The organism is Cohnella cellulosilytica (assembly GCF_042431195.1).
GTDB lineage: Bacteria > Bacillota > Bacilli > Paenibacillales > Paenibacillaceae > Cohnella > Cohnella cellulosilytica.
In genome coordinates this window covers 65244-87024 of sequence record NZ_JBHMDN010000048.1, presented here as the reverse complement: position 1 = coordinate 87024, position 21781 = coordinate 65244, and the positions used below count along the sequence as shown (strand labels likewise).

Genomic DNA, 21781 nt, shown 5'->3' with positions numbered 1-21781 from the left:
GCTTCTTCCTCTAAATGCCTCAGCGCGATTGCGCATAGATTCGATACAAAATAACCGCCGCTTCCGCGCGAGTCAGATTGCCCTTCGGATTCAAGCTGTTGTCGCTGTTGCCTTGGAGCAAACCGACGCCAAGCAGATAGGCTAACCCTTCCCTTGCATAGGTTGCCGCCTTCGCGCCGTCTTTGAAATCGTCGATGGACTTGGACGAGACTTGCGACAGCTTGTTCTGCCATTGGTCCAGCGCTCGCTTAAGGATGACGGCAACGTCTTCTCTGCTGACTTTCGTATCCGGCAGGAATTTGTTCCCGCCAACGCCTTCAACAATGCCAAGCGCGCGGCCGATTCCAAGCTCCTCGTAATAAGGCGAGCTTACCGGAACATCGGCAAAGTTGGCCGTGAATTCAGCGTCCAGCTCCAGGAGTCTGATCAATTGCGCGAGGAATTCCCCTCTGCCGATTGCGGTCCCCGGATCGAAGGTCGTGGCCGTCGCGCCTTCGACTACGCCTCTGGCCGCCAACGCTTCGATTTCCTTGGCCGCCCAAGCTACGCGAGACAAGTCGCTGAACTTAGGCGCCGCATATCCGACTGCATACTGGCTAAAGTGCGAAATTCGAAACGCCATCTGCCCCGCTGCGCTGTCATATCTGCCGTTAGGCACAGGAGTTGCGCTGCCTTCGCCGTCTACGTACCAGACAACTAGCTGATCGGGATGTTGTTGCTCCGCTGCTGTCGGCGTATACGGTACGAGGATCGTAACCGGCGCTTCGCTATTGCTCCACTCGGCTGCTTTATCGTCGAACAGGATCGACAGATCCAATACCGGACGATCGCCAATCTGATCGATCAACCGCTGGCTCCATCCGCTCTTGTCCGCTTGGCGAACCACGAGGGTTACTACCGTCTGCCCGGCACTTTGCAATTGAGCTGCGGTAAACATCGCGCTCGATACGATAACCGAGCCAAGCGATGTTTCTATTGCGACCGAGCGATCGGAGGCTCCCTCGAACCACGAGGCCGGAAGCCCTAATGTGTAGCCTTTCGCATTCTCGATGGCGGATAATAGGATTTTAATTTGCTTCGACTCGCCGGCTGCCTGTTCGAATGCGTCTGCAAGCTCGTTGTCGGACAAGACGGTTTGGGCAAGTTGAGACGCGTTATCCAACGTTGGCGTCAAGCTTACGGTTACGTTTCCGCTGCTATCTGCATTAACCTTTGCAGAAGGCGGGGCCGAAACGGACCCTGAATTGCTCGAATTACTCGAATTTCCCGATACGGCAGTATACTCCGCCACCACGGTCAGATCCGACGTCACGTTCGCAAAGGCGACGCTCCATCCCCTGAACGTATACCCTGCCCGCGACGGCTGCGACGGCGCGGTTGCATCTTCTCCGTGCCTCACCGTCTCCGTCTTCAGAATCGTTCCATTCCAGTCCTTGAACGTGACCGTATACGATACGACGAGCGCATTGATCGTGTTCAGCAGTTCCGTTCTGGCCTCGCCGTCCGGCATAATCACGACAAAGTTGCGAGCCATTGCGATATCGGCGGCCAATTCGGACGCGAGCGCTCTGGTGACGGCCGCTCTTGCCGAAGCTTCAAGCCGTTCATTGTATTCGCCCGCGCTTAACAGATATAAATTCGTAAATAAATTCGAATTCTTCAATTGTCCGCTTATCACTTCAAAGGTGGCTCTGGAGCCGTCGGATTCATTCGAGCCATCGGATTCGTTGAGCATGACCGATACTCCGATTCTCTCGTTCGCAAGCTCCGACGCAGGATGGTTATGAACGGTATTAAACGGAATTTTCAGATCGTAAATCGTCGTTTTCGTATTTTCATCTCTCGTAATGTTGGCCACGATATCGGTTACCGGAGCAGTCGGCGCATTGGCCCCCGTAGGACGAGTCCACGAGAATACGACGACTTCGTTGTCGTTGGCGAGCGTGAATCCCAATTCATTCCGTGTCGTACTGTCGGTTGCAGGATTGCGCAAATCAATGCCTAGCTGCAAATTGTCTTCCCGCCATATATTCCCTCCGGTCTGGCTGTTGAAGTGCACGTCATCCGTAACGACAATGTACGCGTACAAGTTGTTGTCGTCCCATGCGAAACGCGATTCCGCGCTGAGGTCTTGCGGACCCTCCCACGTTCCCATCGTTACGTAATCTTCCGTATCCATGACGAACGCCGGAGTTGCGGCGCTCTTCGCCGGGTTTTCCGAACCGACAGAGCTTATCTTCTCGGCGTAAGCCGTATCGTATTTGGCCGTATAGGCGTATGCATTGCCGTCTTCGAGGCGAAGCTCGAAGGTGATCAGACCTGCAGCGTAATCCGGTAAATCTACGGTTACGACTTCGCCTGCCGCAAGCGCGTCGAATTTCACGGGAGTGAAATTTTCGGCATAGGCCGCCGGGGAAACCACGGTTAATGTCCCGGGAGCGGACACCCTTCCTCCGACATTATACTTAAAGTTGATTTGATGTTGATCTCCGTTGTCGGTCAGGTTGAATACGAACGGATCCGCCATTAAATCCGAGCCGTAAATTCCGTACGGATTGTTGGCCGGGGTGCCGTTCCTCAAACCGGACGCGTAATAATTGTTGCTCAGCTCGATCGATGTGCCGCCCTCGCGCAGCATGGCATACACGTTGTTATTCTGGCCGTCCTTGGACGGCTGGAAGTAAGAGGAGTATACGTGCGCTTTACCGCCGTGAACGTCGATCCCCGGATTGCTGCCGGGCAGCTGAGTGAAGTTCGCTTGCTGGAAACGAACGTTGCCGTTATAGACGACCGCTCCCGCCAAGGTCGGGCTTCCCCAGAACGCGCTGTTGTACAGGGCAAGCTCGGCGTCGGGGTGGATTTTTGCGGGATTGGCGGCATCGCCCATTTTAACATACGCTCTGTTGGGCTCCGTCGCGATGTTCGTATTCACCAATTCCGAGTTGATCGCGACAATTCGGGTGTGTTCGTCCGCATCCTCCACATGGAGAGCGTACGTGGTTCCGTCCGAGCCGTGACCGATCATCGTCATTTTTCCCGGGTAAGCGAATTCTCCGTTCCCCAGGTCTCTTTTCAGAAAATGTATGCCATATACCGAGCCGTAAACGAAGTTGTTGAAAATCGTCTGGTCTTCCACATCGGCGAATTTGAGCGCACTCATGTATCTTTGCACGAATCCGTACAGATCTCCTGAAGGCGCCGTGTAGCCTTGGCCTCCCGGAAGTCTTAATGCGTAATGCGGATTGAATTGCATGTTTCGAATAAATCCGCCTTCCGCACCTCCCCCGACCCAGATGCCCGCTCTCAAGAGCGTGCCGCCCAAATAATCCACATAGTGACCATCCGTTGGGTAGGAAGCCAGGTCTATGCCTTTGTCCCCGATCGGGATCGTCAAGTTGATCGCATATACGCCTGCGCCTTGTCCCTGTACCAGGAACGGGGTTTTCAGCGTTTGATCGGGATTGTTGAGATTGACGCTGGTCAGATTCGCTTGGGTCAGATTAAGTCCTCTGAGACCCGCGTTCGCCTTAAGCTGAATAAGAGAGGCTCCGTTTTCTCCCTGGGCGCCGCCGCTGTAAGTCGTGAAGATTGCCGTGCCGCCGCCCTGCGTATGGTGCTGTACGTCCCATGTTCCCCTGAGCTCAACGCCTTCCGGAACGATGACGGGAAGATCCAGCCGATATCTTCCTCCCGGCAAATAAATCGTGCCGCCGCCGTGATTCGCTTTCATATAGTTCAGAGCTTCCTGCAATTTCGCGGAGATGTCCGCGGTCGGCGCGCTGCTGGTTAACGAGCGCGGGAAGTCCAGTCTAAGCACCGCGCTTGAGGCCGGTCTCGGGTGAACGTCGATATCCGTCTTGACGTCTTTCGGAATAGGTTCGAACAGATATTCCACATCATTCACGATTTGCACCTTGGTGTTCTCCCCGTCAACCTTAACATCAAGCTCAAGATTGGCGATGTGCGCGGCCAGGTTAGCGCTCTTGAGGTCAAGGTTATAACCGGAATTGACCGATTTGAACGTTCCGAAGTTTGTTCCGAGCTGCGCATGTTTGTCCGCTTGCTTGAAACTGCTCTGACTGACCAAGGCGTTGCCCCGATTCAGGAAGTTCAGCGCGTAAGCGTCATAGTCGTCGAACGTGCTATCCTCGAAGGAGATTACTCCCCCTCTGGCGTTGCTGACAATCGGACCTTTGAAGGCTACTCCGTTGAACTGAACGGAAGTGTTGAACCGTTCGTCGAACTGTACAGCCGTGTCGCCTCCGAATTCCGAATTCGAGATCAGCAGACCGAAGCCGTTAACGTTGTCGATATAGACGCCCGTCTGGCTGTCTTCGATTTTTAATCCGTAGAACTGTGCGTTGGGCGCTTCGTCGCCGCCTGGCTCCCTTCCGATCCACATCCCCGTCTTATACCCGGAAATGTTCAACCCCGATACGTATTCCCAGTCCGAACGGTGCATCATGAACCCGGTCGCGTTCGCTCTGGTGTAAGCTCTCGCTTCCGCAAGCGTCGGCGCGCCGCCAAGTCCGGAATTCGCCCAGTATTTCGGGTTCACGTTCACGTTCTCGATCCGTCCGATGTCCGTACAGGTGTGAACCACGATCCCCTTGTAAAGAGCCGTCATCTTGCTGTTCACGACGTAATGCATTTCGCTCGGCAGGGAGATGAAGCCTCCCCAAGCGTTGACAAGCGTAACGTTATCCAGCGTTGCGCTGTTGCCGGTTCTCTGATAGAACGTCCACGGATACGGAATTCCGTGAATCGTCTCGAATTCCCCCGTCTTCTGACCGTCTGCGTTCCTCTTTTCAACCGTGGTTGTCGCGTTAATATCCTGATTCGGATACCATACGGAAAGGTTGGACACGCCTGTGCCCTGCTCCATGTCGATGAAGCGATCGGACACGTTGGCCACTTTTTTGCCGCCGGTCTGATTTTCCCTCTCGTCGGAGTCCACATAGGTGTCGTAGTTGGCGGAATTATGCCCGGCATAGACCGCGAGCACGGTGCCATCGATTGTGCCGTCGTAATCGTCCGCATCCGGGTTATCCCATTCGCCGCGGAGCTGTACGCCTGCCCGCAAATTCAAAACTTGTTTGTACTCGTAGGTTGTATTGCCTGTCGTGCTTTTAACGCTGACTGTCCCGGTCGTTTCCGAACGGAACGCATAGGTTCCCGCCGGAATATAGACTACGCCGCCTCCGTCATTATACGCCGCGTCAATCGCCGCTTGGAAAGCCTCTCTGTTATCGAAATCAACCAAACTTTCCGCTGCCGCCATCGCTTCCGTTTTCGCGCCGAAAGCGAGTACGTTAAAGTCGGAGATCACCCAATCCTTCGCGTCATGTTCCTGATCGATTGCCGTCCTCATATGTTTGGCGTAATCGTATCTGCCCGGAACGGTCAACGCGAAGGTTTTAGTCCGGGTTACAGGAGCGGCAACCGGGCCTCTTCGTACCGTTGCCGTAAGCGTTACGGCGCCGCCGCCATCCGGACGGATGGTCGGGATCACGCCTGCGGCGGTCACGAGAGCAGCGTCGGAGGTCGTCCATGTAATATCCGTCATATTCTCGCCCATCGACGGAAGAACCAGGTTCGTCGTCACATTACTCTCGATGACGTTCACGCCTTTGATTAAATCCCAGGTCAGCTTGTTCCACATCTGATTTACCGCATCCTCGTCGTTTCCGATCCCCGTTCCGCGAACGACGATAGGAAAGGTTTTAACCACCGGCGCTGCCGTACCTTTGCTTAGGGTCGCCGTCAGGGTTACGGCCGTATTGGTTTCTTGACGCTCTACTGCGCCGGTGTCGCTGTTGATGACCGCCTCATGGGTAGAGGTCCAGGTTATGCTCGTACTCCCCGAACCCGACTTGGCAAGAGTCAAATCCGTTTCCACCAGATCCTGTCTTGTATTCGCGCCCTTGATCGCGTCCCAAGTCAGAGCTTCCGCAGCAAGCTGCACCGCTTCGGTATCCGTGGGGGGAATCTCGGTTATTCGAATGCTCTGAATAAGGGCTCCTGCTGTAGCAAAACGGAGGTGTGCGCCTTGATTTTGCGCGCCTACCGCGAAATTGGCTCCGTTGAGATTCACTCTTGAAGTGACCCAAGCGTTGCCGCTTCCCGTCGCGGGAAGGCTCGCCGATCGATACGCGTCATATCCGGAGAAGCTGCCGGGATAGATGGTGTTATAGTGCAGCGAAATCCCGCCGGTGGCGCTCGGTCTCCAGTATTTGACTTCCAGTTCGACCTTGTTGACCGACACAAGTCGAGGGTCGTTAACAATGACGTAAATAAAGTCGCCAACCTTCACGGCGTTCACGCCGTTTTGAGTGACTCTTTCCACCAGGACGCTGTCTCCGTTCAGGCTGATGTCGATGCCGTCGCCTTGGAGTTTTTGATTGTCGCCGGATGGAGCATAGGTGGCCGGATCGTTGAAGTCGATAAACACTTCGGCCAGCTCGTTATCCGTCCTGACTACCGTCAGATTGAACGTTTTGGCAACAGGCGCTGCGCTGCCTTTGGTTATCGTCGCCGTAAGGGTTACGGCTTTGTCTTGGTCGGGATCGCGAGTGACGCTGCCGGTTGCGGTATCCAGAACACCTGCAGGTACGGCCGACCATACGATAGCCGTATCGTTCGCCCCCGTTGTCGGAAGCGTCAGCGCCGTTCTGACTTCGGATAGATTCGCATTCGCATTCCTGATCGTATCCCAGGTCAACTGGTCTGCCGCGTCCGCTACGGCTTGATTGTCGTCAAGATGCACCACTTTAACCCTTGTATGCGTTCCTGCAAAAGGATACTGCGTATTTTGGGCCGTGCGGGCGAAGGTGTAATAGGTGTCGCCTACGGGTTTTGCAAATGTAGCAGTATACGAGCCCGAATCGAGCGTCCCCGTCGTCCAATCGCCTTCTGCAGGAGCGCTGCCGGTCGCGTTGATCGCGAACTGCACGACCTGACCGTTCGTCGGCGCGGCCGAAGATAACGTCACGTTGTCGGTTGTCTCAACGGCTGCCGGAACAGGTTTCGGCGAATCCGCGGTACTCTGAAAACGAGCGTTCTTGATATAGATGTCGCCTTGGGGCGCGGAAGCCCATTGCATCTGCAATCTCATTTCCGTTACCGTGTCCAACGTAACGGGGTTGAAGCCATTCGGAGAATTGGCCGTCGATAATTGCGCATAGACGGTCATCCATTCGTTGACCTGTCCGTTTCTCATTTCATTCACATTCAGATTAAGACGCGAATTCGTGTCCAGATTGTTGCCGCCGGATGCAATGGCAATCCAGTTATTCCCGTTGAAATTTAGAAGGTCCGCATGCGTAACATACATTTCAAAAACAAAATATTGATTCGCGTAAGCCAATAGATTCTGACTGCCGCTGCTGGCATTCCAGATTCGTTCAGCGCCGGCGCCTATTTTTCCGGGACCCAGTTTAACCGCGTTATTGCCGTCCGGCGCAGCAGCGCCGATCGTCCCCTCTTCGATATTTGGAAAATACGTCGCAGTCCGGGCATTGACCTCCGCCGGCATGGCTTTCACCGTCAACGTGAAAGCTTTCGTCGCGCTTGCCTCGCCCTTGGTTATTGTCGCCGTGAGGACTACGGTTTTGTCCACTTCTCTGTTCCATAAACGATCTATGCTTCCGGTGCCGCTTATGGCCGCATTGTCCGAAGACCAGGCTACGTTAGTTGTGCCGATTGTCGTCGGAAGATTAAGCTGCGACTGTACATCGTCAATCGAAGCATTGCTGCCTTTAATCGTATCCCAGGTCAGAGACGCCGCGGCGTCATCTACGAGCACTTGTTCGTCAATCGACGTTACGATAATTCTGGAAGATGCGCCGATGAAGTTGTAAGTGCCGTTCGCTTTCGCGCGCGCGAATACATAATAGGTTTCCGCTGAAGGCAATTCGGCAAATTGATGCGTATAAACGCCGCCGTTGTTCACCCCGTCGACCCAACCGGATGCCGGAGCGATGCCGTCTTCGCTTATCGCGAATTCCACGGCTTGTCCGCTGGCCGGCGCGTTGGCGGTCACCGTTTTTGTCGCTGCGTCCAGTGCGGGAACCGTTGACGATGAGAGCGGAACGCCTAACGCGCTTTTCTGAAAACGCGGGTTTTTAATGAAAACGTCGGCGCCAGGGACACTCGTCCCCCATTGCAGATGCATGGCCAGTCTGGTTACCTGGTCCAGCCAGTCGTCATTGAAATTCCCGGCTGTGGCGCTTGACGACGACAGCTTCGTATAGACCGTCGCCCATGTACCCACCGCTGCATTCGTGACCCCGCTTAGCTCAAGCTGGAGACGGGAATCGTCGTTAAACTTGTCGCCAGCAGGATTACTGTCGCTTACGATGACAAGCCAGTTATTCCCTTCCATATTTTTGAGGCCAGCATTGGGAATATACATCTCGAAGGCGAAGTAGCCGTCTCTATAAGCGGACACATCTCTTAGAGGCGACACGCTCGGCGTGAAAAGATTGTCCCAAGGACCGCCGTTCTTGGAAGTTCCCGTGTTCAGCTTCCACGCTGTCTGTCCGTCCGGCGCTTGGGTAGCTGTCGCCGTATTTCCATCCGTCCCCTCATTTACGGTCAATAGATTTACATCATCTTCCCATGCCGCGCTGACTGTCCCTGTCAAAGGCGGAGAAAACAAAGTAACCAGCATCGCTGTCACAAGTAAAGATGCCAATAACCGTCTTTTTATCATCCTTAAATTTCCTCCATGTATCCTGTTTTTAGGTTTTGAAGAGCTCCCATAACTCTTTGATTCTAGGACCACCTGAACCCCTCGTACGGCCTGACAATGCTTTTCCGCTTTTATACTCTCGCCTCCGCATCACCTCTGCTTTTCCATATGTGCAATCTTCCTAATCTCTTATCCGACCACAATCGACAAAATGTTAGCGCTTTCAACAGGTTTCAAAGAGCGAAACGGATACGTTCGAATATCGCATTCTCGCCGCTTCTTTAACCCCTGCAATCTTCTTCAGGAACAACACTCTGTATAATATTGTGGACTTATCTTATCATACGAGTGTTGCAATCAAGTTCCTACGGGGCAGTCTTATCCTTTATGGGGGCATTATTACCTTGATTCCCCGATTGATCTTATAATCGAAAAAGAAGCGGAATTTCCTCCGCTCCGTTTACGATCTATGACTAAAAACGAAAAAGCGGGCGAATGTCGGGATTCATCCCCGCATCCGCCCCTCTTCCTCTACTCCAGTACCATCGATTCACCTATTATTTTCCCACTGCCCATCCGCTTTCCTGAACACGCCTGCCGACATAAGCTTCGTCGAAGCGAAGGCCAAAACCCGGAAGCGACGGCACGGTAACATAACCGTTGTCAATCTGATAACCGGAGGCGTCCATACCCGCAACTTCAATCTGATCCCATTCGACAAACTGGAAGCCTTCAATTGCAGAAGCTACTTGGCATAGCGCATAATTGCCGTATGGTGTACCGTAACTGTGAGGAGCCGATTTCACACCGCTCGCATCAAGCTCAGGCGCAAGATCCAACCAGAAGCAGAAGCCCGGAGCAAGAATATCGTATTGGACGACATCAATCACCCCCTCTTTTGCCCATTGAATTAATGGAGGAGCAGCCAACCCTTCGCCGTCTGCCACCAGCACATTTAGCCCCTCCGCTTGCATCCATGCCTTCAGGTCTGCATAAAGCTCGGCATCTTCATGAAATGCCTCCTCCAGCCAATACAGTTTGGCTCCTTCAGTCTCCTTCAGTACCTGCTTGGTTAAATTGAGATTATAACCATTATTGGCGTCAATCATGAGCTTGCCATCAGGTCCCGCTATGTCCCGAATGCCATGAATAATTGCAATATCCCGCTTGGTCCCTTCGATTAGTGGCATGTAGCGAGCGCCCCTACCCACCTTGATCTTAAAATTAATATGACCCTGAGCCTTGCCTTCGGCCGCTTCCGCCATCATCAACTCGACGGCAGCAAGCTCCTCCAATAGATGCAAATCGTCAAAATATAGAGAAGTGTCATAGCAAGGCAGCTTCAGAAGCTGTTCCCTCTCTTCGTTCCTCGCTATTAAGGAATAGACCGGTTTACCCTGCACGTTCCCAAACCAATCCATTAAGGGATACTCAATGCTCCGATAATTAGCAGCTATGGTACCATTGGAGCCAAAGACGTCTTTGACTTTGGTACCAATGAGCTCTTGAGCGGCCTGTTTGGTGATCCGCGACCAACCGAAGCCCGTCTCCCCGGCAATTGTAATCCTTGCCAATTGCAAAGGAACGTCAATCCCATGCACGCCTCTCCGGGCATTAAGCCCTGCGGCTCTGGCTCTCTTGCCCGGCAGGATCGCCCATTCTATCTTCTCTATGCGCCAACTTGGCTCAATAATCGATACATTCAATTGAATATCCCCTCCCGCTCCAATATCCGTTCCACTTTACCCCTTCATCCCTGTCGTAGATATGCCTTCCACAAAATATTTTTGCGCCATAAAGAAAACAATTACGCAAGGCAGGATCGCAACGATTGACATGGCCAGCAATTGATTCCATTCCACATACTGAGAAGTATCAAGCGACATTCTCAAACCGAGCGAAACCGTAAATTTGGAGACCGAATTAATATAAATCAATTGATCGAAAAAATCGTTCCAGGTCCAAATAAACTGGAAAATGGCGCCGGATATAATAACCGGTTTACACAATGGCATCAGGATATAAATTAAAATTCTTAATGAGCCGTATCCATCAACCTTAGCCGATTCGTCCAGTTCCCTTGGCAGCCCTCTGAAAAATTGGATGAACATAAAGATAAAAAACGACGATGTGGCAAAAATCGCCGGCACGATAAACGGTAGATACGTGTTGATCCATCCCAAGTCTCTGAAGAGCAAGTAGCGCGGAATAATGATGACAGAGCTCGGCAGCATGAGCATAATAATCATTAAGCCAAAAAATGTCTTCTTCATAACGAAATTAAACCGGGCAAATCCATAAGCTACCGTCAAGCTTGAGATGAGAGTGAAGGCGACAACCGGAATGACCAGCCGCAAGGAATTGAGCGTGAAGGTTTCAAAACCCACTTGCCCCGCGCTCTTCCACCCTGTCCAATAGCTGCTGAACACAAATTCCGAAGGCCACAAGCCAGTACCTGCAAAAATCTCGTGGCTAGGCTTAACCGATGCAAGCAACAGCCAAATCAGCGGATACAGCATGATCAGTCCAAAGCAGCATAGAAATACGTAATAAAGCGGTGGCCCGATCCTCCTATTTCGCAGAAGCAAGCTCATACTTAACTATCACCTCTGTCCTCATAATGCGTCCAGTAGGTCGATGATTTGAAAATCACCCAGGTGAACAGCATGATCACAATAAACAAGAACCAGGATAATGCACTGGCATAACCCATCTTGAAAAAGGAAAAGCCTTCCTCGTATACTTTGATGGCATATACGTAAGTCGCTTTATTCGGTCCCCCGCCGGTAACGGTAAAGGCAGAGGTGAATTCCTGCAGGCACGCCACGGACTGAATGATGAGGTTAAACAAAATAATCGGCGATATAAGCGGAATTGTAATCTTGAAAAACACTCTGACCGCCGATGCTCCATCTATGCGGGCAGCCTCATACAGCTCTTTCGGCACTTGTTTCAGCGCCGCCAGAAACAAAACCATGGAGGACCCGAATTGCCACACCGGAATGATAGCCAACGTGATGAGTGCAATGGACGGATTGCCCAACCAATCTACTGAAGGGATGGAGAACGTATTCAGAATATTATTGATAGCGCCCTCATTTTGAAACAAAAAGCGCCAAAGCACCGAAATCGCGACGCTTCCTCCAAAAATCGAAGGTAAATAATAAACGGTTCGAAATAGATTAATCCCCTTCAAGGTCACACTCAAAATGACAGCAATCAGCAAGGCAAACGCTACTCTTCCGGGTATGGCCATAATGGCATATAAAATAGTTACCTTCACAGACTGATAGAAATCCGGATCTTTCGTAAACATGTAAATGTAATTCTCAAAACCGATAAATGATCCGGAATCGAAGGTCGACAAATCGGTAAACGAATAGATCAAGGAAGCGATTAAGGGATACAGCTGAAAGCCAAGAAATCCGACTATCCAAGGCAAGATATACAAAAGCCCCACATTCTTCTTCCATCTGGCCAGCATTATTGCACCTTGTCCCTTTTCTTAAGCTCTTCCAGCTTCGCTGTTGTCGCAGCTATCATTTCATCGGCCGCTTCCTCTTCCGACACCGACTTGTATGCAAGCTTGGTGAGCATATCGCCTTCTATCTTCAGAATTTCACCGTTGAGGGAGATGGTATTTTGCAGAAGTCCCTGATTCTCCAGACTGTACTGAACCGCGTTGTCAAAGGCTTGATCAATATGATTCATATCCAGAAGAATTTGCCGGGCGGGAGCTACTGCGGGAATGGACCGCTCGAGACCAAGAATCTTTATGGCCTCCGGATCGTTAAGGAACCAATTGACGAATTTGGTTGACTCCTCCACACTTTTCGAATCGGCGTTAACAGCCAGCATATTGGTTGGGCGAACGTTAATGCCGGTATTGGCAGCTCCTTTGGTTGCCGGGTATGCAACAGAAATCAATTCTTTGCCGGCCAAGGCCGTTTTGATCGGATTGTAGTTCGCGCTCCAATTCAACCCGCCAATGATTTCGTTGTTGATCCACTTCGGATCTTCCCAATAGCTTTTTACCGTTGTTATATTTTTAATCGGTTGGATAATGTGATTGTCGTATAACGAATTAATGTATTTAAAGGTTTTAACCAAGGATTCCTTATCAAAGCCGATCGTATAATCGTCATTGATGAGCCGATTGCCTGTGAGGTTAAACAAATAGGGCTCAAATATAAAGGCCGACAGATCTCCCGGAATCGCATTAAGCAAATACATTTTTTCATCGCTGTCATGGAGCTTCTTGCCCTCTTCCACCAGCCGGTCCCAGGTTAGCTGTGTTGTATAGTCGATTCCGGCTTTGTCGGCAAGCTCCTTATTGATAAAAAATGCGCTTGCATTAATTCCCGTAGGCAAACCAATCAATTTTCCGTCCGGCGAAGAAAGGCTCTGCAGGAAATTTGAATCGTATCCGGATAAATCAACCTGATTGGTTGCATTAAAATCCACAAATAAATTCGCTTGTTTATAGAAGGGGCCCAAGTAAGCAATGTCAATCTGCATAATATCGGGAGCCGTACGTCCTGCAAGTTGAGTGGTCAACTTCTCCAGGTATCCGTCAAATCCACCGTATTCACCTTCAATTGTGACATGGGGATTCAACGACTGATAATGCTCAATGGCCTGCAAGGTAGCTTTGTGTCGGGTTTCCCCGCCCCACCATGACATTCTCAACGTGATCTTTTCTTTCTTGCCATCGTCTACGGACGCCTCATTGCCGCCGCTGCAAGCCGATAAGAGCAGTGCTGCAGCCAGGACAACCGAGCTAAATAGAGCTATCTGCCTTCTCATTCCTTTGACCTCCGAAAATCATGATGAAGTGTATCCGGATTACACCCACATGAATGTTGTAGTGACTAAGCTTAGTAACTACATTATACAGAGGCCTGAAAAGGTGAAAAAGGGAGCTGACTGTACTTTTGGTATCAATTCCTTACCCTTCGGGTATCCATTTTAATGATGACGTTGCATTTTTGGGGAGCCGCGCCGTTACGCTTGTCCCTATCCCCCGCTTGCTCCTGATTCTCAGTCCGTAAGCCTCGCCGAACGTCAAAGCCAGGCGCCTGTTGCAGTTGTAAATACCGATATGGCCGCTGTTATCTTGTTGTTGAATCAGCTTGTTATTAATTTCAAGCACCTCGTGATTGTCCATTCCAATTCCATTATCAGTTACGTGCAATAATAAGTCTTCCGAGGTATCCACAATCTTTATTTTAATATACCCCATTCTATCCGTTCCTCTTAAGCCGTGTATAATCGCGTTCTCCAGTATCGGTTGAATCAATAGTTTTATTGAGTAATACTGATCAATATGGATGGGATATTCCCATATCACTTCAAATTTATCCTTGTATCTCAATTGCTCGATTTCAATATAGTTTTTGGTTGTTTTAATTTCTTCCGAAAAAGGGATGATATTGGATTGGTCGCCGATGGAATAATAGAGAATACTGGATAAATTCTCTATCATTTGGCTGACTTCATTTTTGGAATTTGTAAGCCGAAAGCTCATCCAGAATATCGACTTAAAAGTATTAAACAGAAAATGAGGATTGATCTGAGCCTGGAGCGTGACGCTCTCCATTATTCTCATCCGGTATCGTTTCTCCATAACCTCCATCTTCAACTTATTCTGTTCAATATAGGTTTTCAAGACGTTTTGAATAATCAGATCGTACTCATCCTTGACTCTGGGAGGCAGATTGGGGATCGGCTGGCCGGACTCGGCGATTCTTAATATTTTCATAATGGTTTTAATTTTGTCATGGGCTCGTCTGGTAATAATCAAAGAAAGAAATACACAAATGAGGATAAGTAGAGAAAGAATCAAGATTATGATTTTCCTCAGTTTGATCGTATCCGCGTATAAAGTCGACAAAGGGATAATGGATACATACTTCCAATTGTTTTTGTCAGATGTAATTTTGGTCATATAATAATCTCTATTATCGATACGGTTAACGACGGAAGAGTCCATTTGTTTATATATTTTCTCAAAGTCTGTATCCGACAATAAGAGTTCAACATCGTTTTTAAGAATCAATTGATTCTTGTCATCCAGCACAAATATGTTTTGATCGGGAAATAAATCCAACTCATTAATTTTATTCTCCATATACTCCTTGCTTATATTCAACACAACCAAACCTTGATCGTTATCAAAAAATCGATTGTAAAAAGTAATGACATCCGTTGCTTCCTTCTCAAATGAAAACTGTTTGATGCTTCGGGATTCGCTCCAATACTTCACTGAACGATTTTGATTTTGCAGGAAACTGTCGTACCATGCACGGTCATAATACGCACTGATCGAATTTAAACCGTTGATGCTGGAAATAAAGTTCTGGTAAGGATTATCGCTGAAAATGTAAATGGAATGAATATAGGCCCGGGAGGCCACTGTCGTAACAAGCTCACTCTTGATTAGAGAGGAATAGTTCGCACTGGCATCTGATCTGGTCAAGTTAAGAACCTCATGCAGCATACTGTTCATATGAGGATTGGTGCTGAAGGTCAGTGTTAACGAGTTAATATCATCGATAAACCGTTCCGTATTGCTTTGCACTTGAGTGAGAATATTCGCATTATTTTTATTTGTAATTTCATTAATGTTGTTTTGCATAATGTAGTAAATGGAAAAACTCAACAAAACCAAAGGCATAATCAAAGAAGAAAACAAGATGATTAAGTTTTTAAAGAAAAATCGCCTATTTAAAGTGACGGTGGAGTTTGAATTGCCGAAAGGGTTACGTTTTATTTTTGTATTCACTGGGACTGACATGAAAAAAGTTTTTAAAAGCGCGTGAAAAGTTTTTTGCATTGCTGTAACCTACCCTTTCACTAATCTGATATAACTTATACTCCCCTAGTAACAGCAGTTCGGCGGCCTTTTTCATTTTCACTTCCGTAACATAATCGATAAAATTAACCCCTGTTTTTTCTTTAAATAGGCGGCTCAAATAGTTTTGATTCATCTTTAGCTGCTCGGCGATCGAGCTTAATGAAGCATCCATGTAGTTTTCCTCTATAAGGCTTTTAATTCTCCTGATTTTCAGATTCTCCAGTTTGTTTTCTTGGTCAGCATCATCGTACATCGGATCGACCATATTGTTCAGGCCGTCTTTTTCATCCAATTCTTTCTTCACCTTCCGGAAAGCGATTACAAGATCATCAAACTTGGTAGATTTGACGATATAATATTTCACTCCCAAGTTGACTGCCTGCTGAGCGTAGGCAAAGCTTTCGTAGGCGCTAAGGAAAACAATAGCTATCTTCCTGTTCGCCTGTTCCAACTCAGCGGCCAATTCGATGCCCCCCATGACGGGCATCCGAATATCACTGAGAATAATATCGACCTTGTTCGCTTTGATGTAATCCAAGGCTAAGCTGCCATTCTCAAAACTGCCAACCATATCGAAGCCAATATCCGACCAAGGAAAATAAGTGCTTAGCCCTGTTCGTATCTGTTGATCATCTTCCACAATGACTAGATTATACATAACGACCTCTCCCCTATAAAGTGGACCGAATTCTCATCAAATTTTGATTTGTTGCTTTCATTGTACGACACGACTGCACGCTCTGGGAACAATTCCACTTCATCATCCTCTATGTTGAGTAGGCAAGTAGGCAGAGTCAACATAAGATCACCGTTTCACTAAGCTGGCGGTTTTCCAAGCGTATTCCTTCACTTTTCTTGCAAGGATGCCCGAAATCGCGAAATCGATGCCCCATCTTTTTGTCCATAAGAATCCGTCATGAGGACCTAAGGCAATACAAAAGAAATGCGTTACCGAATCTCGATGGGTCGGTGCGGAGCCCCCTGCCCGATCGATCTTCATCACCTTGCCTAAACGCTTGGCCTGCATCATCGCTTCTTTGCAATTCATCCCATCCACTTGATTGGTTTTGGGATCCGTAACATAGGCACAATCTCCGATTGCGTAAATATTCTTGTGCCCTTGTACGCGATAACTGGCATCTACCAACAGTCGGCCTTCTTCATGCACCGGTAATCCGATTCGTTGAACGAGTGGATTGGGTGAAGTTCCAAGCGCCCATACACAGAGGCTTGCGGCGATTTGACCACGGTACAGCTTTACCGCCCCCTCTTTATAATGAAGCGCTCTTGTATTTTTGATCAGACTAACGCCTGATTTCCTTAGTCTTCGTTCCAGTTGACCAGTGATTTTGCGAGGAGCTTGGGGAAGCAGCCGATCTCCGGCATGAATTAAACTAACGACATTTCGATTTTTACCAAGCCCAAGTGAAAGGCCTTTTGCTCTGAGGCAGGCGGCTAATTCCGCGGCAATTTCAATCCCCGTTATTCCTCCTCCGACTACGACGGCATGCAACAGCCTTTCTTTCTCTTCAAGGTGTGCTGCTTGTTCCGCTCTCATCGCAACTGATTTTAGTTCTTCTTGAATGCCTTGGACATCGGCCTCTCCTTCTAGAACAAATCCTCCAACATCACCTTCCGGTTTCTTGACGATACTCCCGACGGCAATTACGAGCTGATCGTATCGAAGCGTCTCCAAGCGATCCTCTACCGTTTTATACTGAATCATTTGCTGATCGGATAAAACATCCCTAAGCTCCCCTTGTATAAATTCCACATGATTCCAGCGGTAAGATTGAAACGGAACGCATAAATCAACTGGACGTGCAGGCGCTTTAACCATGACGACTTTTCTGAAATGATAGGGTTGCTTATCGAGTAAAATCAAGCGAATGCGATTCCCGATCTTGGTTCCCCAATGTTTACGAAGGGATTGTATCGCATGCAATCCGGCGTATCCGCCGCCAACTACAATGATATTTTTCATCGTCGTTTCATCCATTCGTCATCGCTCCTTATCGTTTGTTGCGATATATTTACTTCAGGGCCAGACGAACGAGCCATGCAGCAAGCGCGGCAACCGTAACATAACAAAGCAGCGCAGATCCCCAATCCAACTGTGACTTCCATATAAAGAGGATTAACAGCAGTGCAGCAATCATAATGGCAATTACAATAAGCCACCCGGGTACTTTAAGAAAAGCCAGACCACCGGCGATGAAGGCCATCCCTCCGATTGCGAAAGCCAGAAACTCCGTCTCGCGCCAGCTGCTTGCCGGAACTTCAAAGAAACCCCAACTCGCAATGACAACACCAACAACGACCAACGACCATCCAAGAATGACTAACCCCATCGAACGTTCCTCCCACTTTTTTGGATTGCGTTGAATATTCAATTCTTTCCTCCTTATCTAGAATGAATATTTTTTAAATTCATTCACTACTTTGTATAAAAAGACGCCGATGGAACGGCGTTTTTTTATTTACTAAGACCATCAACCAGAAATCCAGCCAATAGCTCCAATAGATCCGGGAAATGCTCGCTCCCGATTTCATCTTTGTGAAGATCGATCACAATCAACGAATTAAATAACGCAATCATGGTCTCTTCACTTAAATCCTCGCGGAATTGCCCAGACTCTCGCCAAAGCTTAATCTGATCAATAAGAAAATTGTATATAAAATCGTTGTGCTTGTTGTTATGGGCATATTTGCGCGTGATCATCTGATTAAGCTCGGAGTTTCGATACCATTCGGTCAAAATGTTGTTCTGACTGCTTGTTTGGATCACCGCACTGAGGAACTCTTTTACAACGGCTTTGGGCGGTTGGCGAGTATCGACTTGGTCGACGATGATGCGTTTAGACCTTTCGTTTTCAGCAAGATACACTTCGCAAAAAATCTGTTCCTTCGAATCGTAATATTTGTAGAAAGTTCCGACGGCAACCTGCGCCATACCGGTAATTTCCGAGACACTCGTCTTCTTGAATCCATTTTCCAAAAACAGTTTCCGGGCGGCTTCAAACAATTCCTGGCGTTTATCTTGTAGACTCAACAGAATCACCTTTATCTCTTTGTGAGTGAATATTTTTATTATTCATTCATTAGTATATGCATGCTAATTCTGATTGTCAACAGATTGATCAAGATCTCAGGGAAATGATCCTATGAGATTTTAACTCAACTGCTGGCTGATCAAGTACGAATAAAGCCCTTTGGATTCGATCAGTTCTGCATGGGAACCGGTCTCCACAACAGCTCCGCGATCCAATACGACGATCATATCCGCCTTCTGCACCGTACTCAGACGGTGGGCAATGATCAGGCAGGTGCGGCCCTTCAACATCGTATCCATATTCTGCTGAATGATTCGCTCCGACTCCGAATCCAGCGCGCTGGTCGCCTCGTCGAAAATCAGAATACCCGGCTCGCCAAGCAGCGCTCTCGCAATGGCGATTCGTTGCAATTGCCCTCCGGAGAGGCTTAACCCCCCTTCTCCGATCATCGTCTTGAACCCGAGCGGCAACGCGGCTATAAAATCGTAGGCCCCCGCCAGCTTCGCGGCCGCCTCAACTTCTTCCAGCGCAGCGGACGGGAATCGGATCGCGATATTGTCTTGGATCGTGGCGCGGAATACCCTGTTCTCTTGCTGAACGATTCCGATCTTGCGACGCAAGGAAGCGGAATGAATCTGCCGTATGTCGTGTCCGTCGACACGAATCGTCCCGCTCGAAGGAGCAAACAGCTTGGTCAGCAAATTCGCAAACGTAGATTTGCCGGCACCGCTCCTTCCGACAAGCGCAACCGTCTGCCCAGGCTCGATCTTTAGATTGATCTGCTGCAAGATGCTGGGACCGTCCTTGTTGTAGCGAAACGAGACGTTGTCGAACTGAATGCTGCCTTTCAGCGCCGCCAATCTCCGCATATTCTGTGGCTCCAACTCTTCCGGATTTGCTCTGAAGACGTCGTCGATCCGCTCCATCGAGACCCGCACTTCCATAATATCGTTGAGCATCTGCAGCATCTGGGTAATCGATTGCGTAACCGTAAAGTAAACGGACAAGAAGGCAACGAATTGTCCCACTGTCAGTTGACCGCGCATGACAAACACAGCGCCCCCATATAGCACTAAGGCGTTGCCGATCATCTTGATAAAATCCGCTATCGTCTCCGATGCTACCAGCAGTTGAATGGCTTTGATTCGCTGTTTCAGCGAAAGCTGCAGCTTGTCCATCAGCTTCCAGCGAATCGTCGGTTCCGCGGCCAGCGCCTTAACGGTCGAGATCAGCTTGATGGCTTCGACCATCGTCGTCTGTGACTCCGCCTCCGCTTCGAACTGCTTCCGGCTGTTCCGGCGCATCAGTGGGGAGAAGAGAAGCACGAGCGCGATATAACAGGGAAGGATGGCAAACGCGATCAACGACAGCTTCACATGATAGACGAACATGAGCGTCCCATAAATGACGATCGTCAGGGAGTCAAGCATCAGTTGGACCGCCCCGGTCGTCAGCATTCTGCGGATTTTCTGATTCTCCCCCACTCGGCTTGTCAGATCGCCGATCGTTCGAGCGAGGAAGAAAGACAAGGGCAAGCTTAGCAAGTGCTTATAGAAATCACCCAACATCCCGATGTCTATCTTCAGAGCGATTCGAGCCGCTATGAAATTCCTGAATGAATTGGAGACAACATAACAGAGCGATAATCCAAGCATCCCGACCAGTAATATTCGGAGAAAATCACCCTCTCCATTGACGAGCGCCTTATCCACAATGACTTGCGTAAAGATCGGAATCATAAGCGCGGTCAATTGGACAAGCAGCGACGTGATCAGAAGCGATATCAACGCTTTGCGATTCGGAGTCACATAGGCGACAAATCGGGAAACCGGGCTGCGCATTCGCTCATTGGAAGCAAGCCGATCCGTCGGGGTCAGCGTCAAGATCGCCCCGCTCCACCCCGCCTCGAAATCCGATCTGCTTTTTTTCTCCAAGCCGTACGCGGGATCGCCGACAATCACATGTGTTTTCGTCACCTCGTATACGACGATGAAGTGTTCGCCCTTCCAATGCGCGATCACGGGCAGCTTCATCCCGGAGAGTGCGCCCAGCTGCGTCGTGAAGCCTTGCGCGGCGAGCCCCAGCGATTCCGCCGTCTCCGTCAAGCCGTACAGCGTGCTTCCGGACCGCGACATCTCGGTCTGTTCCCGAATCCGGCCAATCGGAATTCGCGAACCGTAATAGGCCATCACCATGGCAAGACAGGCAGGACCGCAATCCATCTCGTTCTGCTGCAAGCGTATCGGATATTTGCGCAGACGGAATCGAACGGGACGTTTCCGATCGACCTCCGCCCATCGGACCGCCTGGCCGGAAGCGGCCGCAAGCTCCCCCATAGCCTCGTCATCGTCATATTTGGAAGATTCGGATACGTAATTGGAGGCAATGCTTTCGATCGCCGTCCGCAGAGCCGGGTGTTCGACGATCATCGCATCGAAGTCGTTCTTGCTCAATCGGAACAGCTGAGCGGCGCTGGCGGCTACGACCGTCGCTTTGCGCCTCGCTCCCGTAAGCAAAGCCAACTCCCCGAAGAAGTCTCCGGGGATGAGGCGGTTGATGACGGAGCCGTCTTCTTCCTTGACGACCTCGCAATGTCCCGCGTGAACGATATAGAACGCATCCCCCACGTCATCTTGACGTACGATCGCTTGTCCCTTGTCCGCTTGAATCACGGTCATCCGTTCCAGGAACTTCCGAACCGCTTGATGATCTTCGGTGGATAACAGCGACGTGCGCCTGAGAAACATCGTGACGGCGCGGGACGACATATAGGTAGCGAGCAACTGTTTGAGCCCGGGATTATGCGCGAACAGTTCGCGAAGCGTTGCGATCGGAATGGCCAACAGCAGCGCGTTTCCTGCCGCGCTGTATACGACGGGATTGCCCGACCGCTCTTCGTCGCCCTCCCACCCGAAGCTGTCCCCGTCCTTCAACAGGCCGAGGCTGTTCTCCGAGCCGTCGGGCCGTTCGTCGATCATTCGGATCTCTCCCGAGACGATGCAATACAAATATTGCGGGATGTCGTCCTTCTCCTGAATCGTCTGTCCGATCGAGAACCGAAGCATTCGCGCATGCTTGGACAGCATTTGCTTCTCATTTAGACTAAGCACGCTAAAAAAAGGAACCTGCTCCACATAGTCAATTTGCCTGTTCGTCTCCATTGCTTTCGAGTCCCCTATA

General features: G+C 49.7%; 11 protein-coding genes. All 11 read right to left on the bottom strand.

Features of this window, described 5'->3' with window-relative positions:
• Positions 1–19: 19 nt before the first annotated feature.
• The 11 genes from ACFFT4_RS27425 to ACFFT4_RS27375 all read right to left on the bottom strand — a co-directional run bounded on the left by ACFFT4_RS27425 (position 20) and on the right by ACFFT4_RS27375 (position 21762).
• Positions 20–8599, bottom strand: coding sequence for an immunoglobulin-like domain-containing protein (locus ACFFT4_RS27425; RefSeq protein WP_378052248.1), 8580 nt, complete (start codon positions 8597–8599; stop codon positions 20–22).
• A gap of 650 nt (positions 8600–9249) precedes the next feature.
• Complete coding sequence (locus tag ACFFT4_RS27420) at positions 9250–10398, bottom strand: enolase C-terminal domain-like protein (protein ID WP_378052247.1); 1149 nt, start codon at positions 10396–10398, stop codon at positions 9250–9252.
• Between the two features lie 36 nt (positions 10399–10434).
• Positions 10435–11286, bottom strand: coding sequence for a carbohydrate ABC transporter permease (locus tag ACFFT4_RS27415; RefSeq protein WP_378052246.1), 852 nt, complete (start codon positions 11284–11286; stop codon positions 10435–10437).
• Between the two features lie 2 nt (positions 11287–11288).
• Positions 11289–12176: a carbohydrate ABC transporter permease gene (locus tag ACFFT4_RS27410; RefSeq protein ID WP_378052245.1), complete on the bottom strand. Its 888-nt coding sequence runs from the start codon at positions 12174–12176 to the stop codon at positions 11289–11291.
• Positions 12176–13498: an ABC transporter substrate-binding protein gene (locus ACFFT4_RS27405; RefSeq protein WP_378052244.1), complete on the bottom strand. Its 1323-nt coding sequence runs from the start codon at positions 13496–13498 to the stop codon at positions 12176–12178. Before ACFFT4_RS27405 ends, ACFFT4_RS27410 begins: the two co-directional genes overlap by 1 nt.
• Before the next feature lie 142 nt (positions 13499–13640).
• Positions 13641–15527, bottom strand: a complete 1887-nt coding sequence (locus ACFFT4_RS27400) for a sensor histidine kinase (RefSeq protein ID WP_378052243.1) — start codon at positions 15525–15527, stop codon at positions 13641–13643.
• Positions 15454–16206 carry a response regulator transcription factor gene (locus ACFFT4_RS27395; RefSeq protein ID WP_378052242.1) on the bottom strand — a complete coding sequence of 251 codons (753 nt, stop codon included), beginning with the start codon at positions 16204–16206 and terminating at the stop codon, positions 15454–15456. The genes ACFFT4_RS27400 and ACFFT4_RS27395 overlap by 74 nt, the downstream gene beginning before the upstream one ends.
• Before the next feature lie 147 nt (positions 16207–16353).
• Complete coding sequence (locus tag ACFFT4_RS27390; protein WP_378052240.1) at positions 16354–17547, bottom strand: NAD(P)/FAD-dependent oxidoreductase; 1194 nt, start codon at positions 17545–17547, stop codon at positions 16354–16356.
• Positions 17548–17581: 34 nt separating this feature from the next.
• A complete protein-coding gene (locus ACFFT4_RS27385) occupies positions 17582–17941 on the bottom strand; it encodes a hypothetical protein (protein WP_378052239.1) in 360 nt (119 codons plus the stop codon).
• 83 nt (positions 17942–18024) lie between these two features.
• Complete coding sequence (locus tag ACFFT4_RS27380) at positions 18025–18609, bottom strand: TetR/AcrR family transcriptional regulator (protein ID WP_378052238.1); 585 nt, start codon at positions 18607–18609, stop codon at positions 18025–18027.
• 111 nt (positions 18610–18720) lie between these two features.
• The gene (locus ACFFT4_RS27375) at positions 18721–21762 is read right to left on the bottom strand and encodes a peptidase domain-containing ABC transporter (protein WP_378052237.1); all 3042 of its coding nucleotides are present in this window, start codon (positions 21760–21762) and stop codon (positions 18721–18723) included.
• Between the last annotated feature and the right edge of the window lie 19 nt (positions 21763–21781).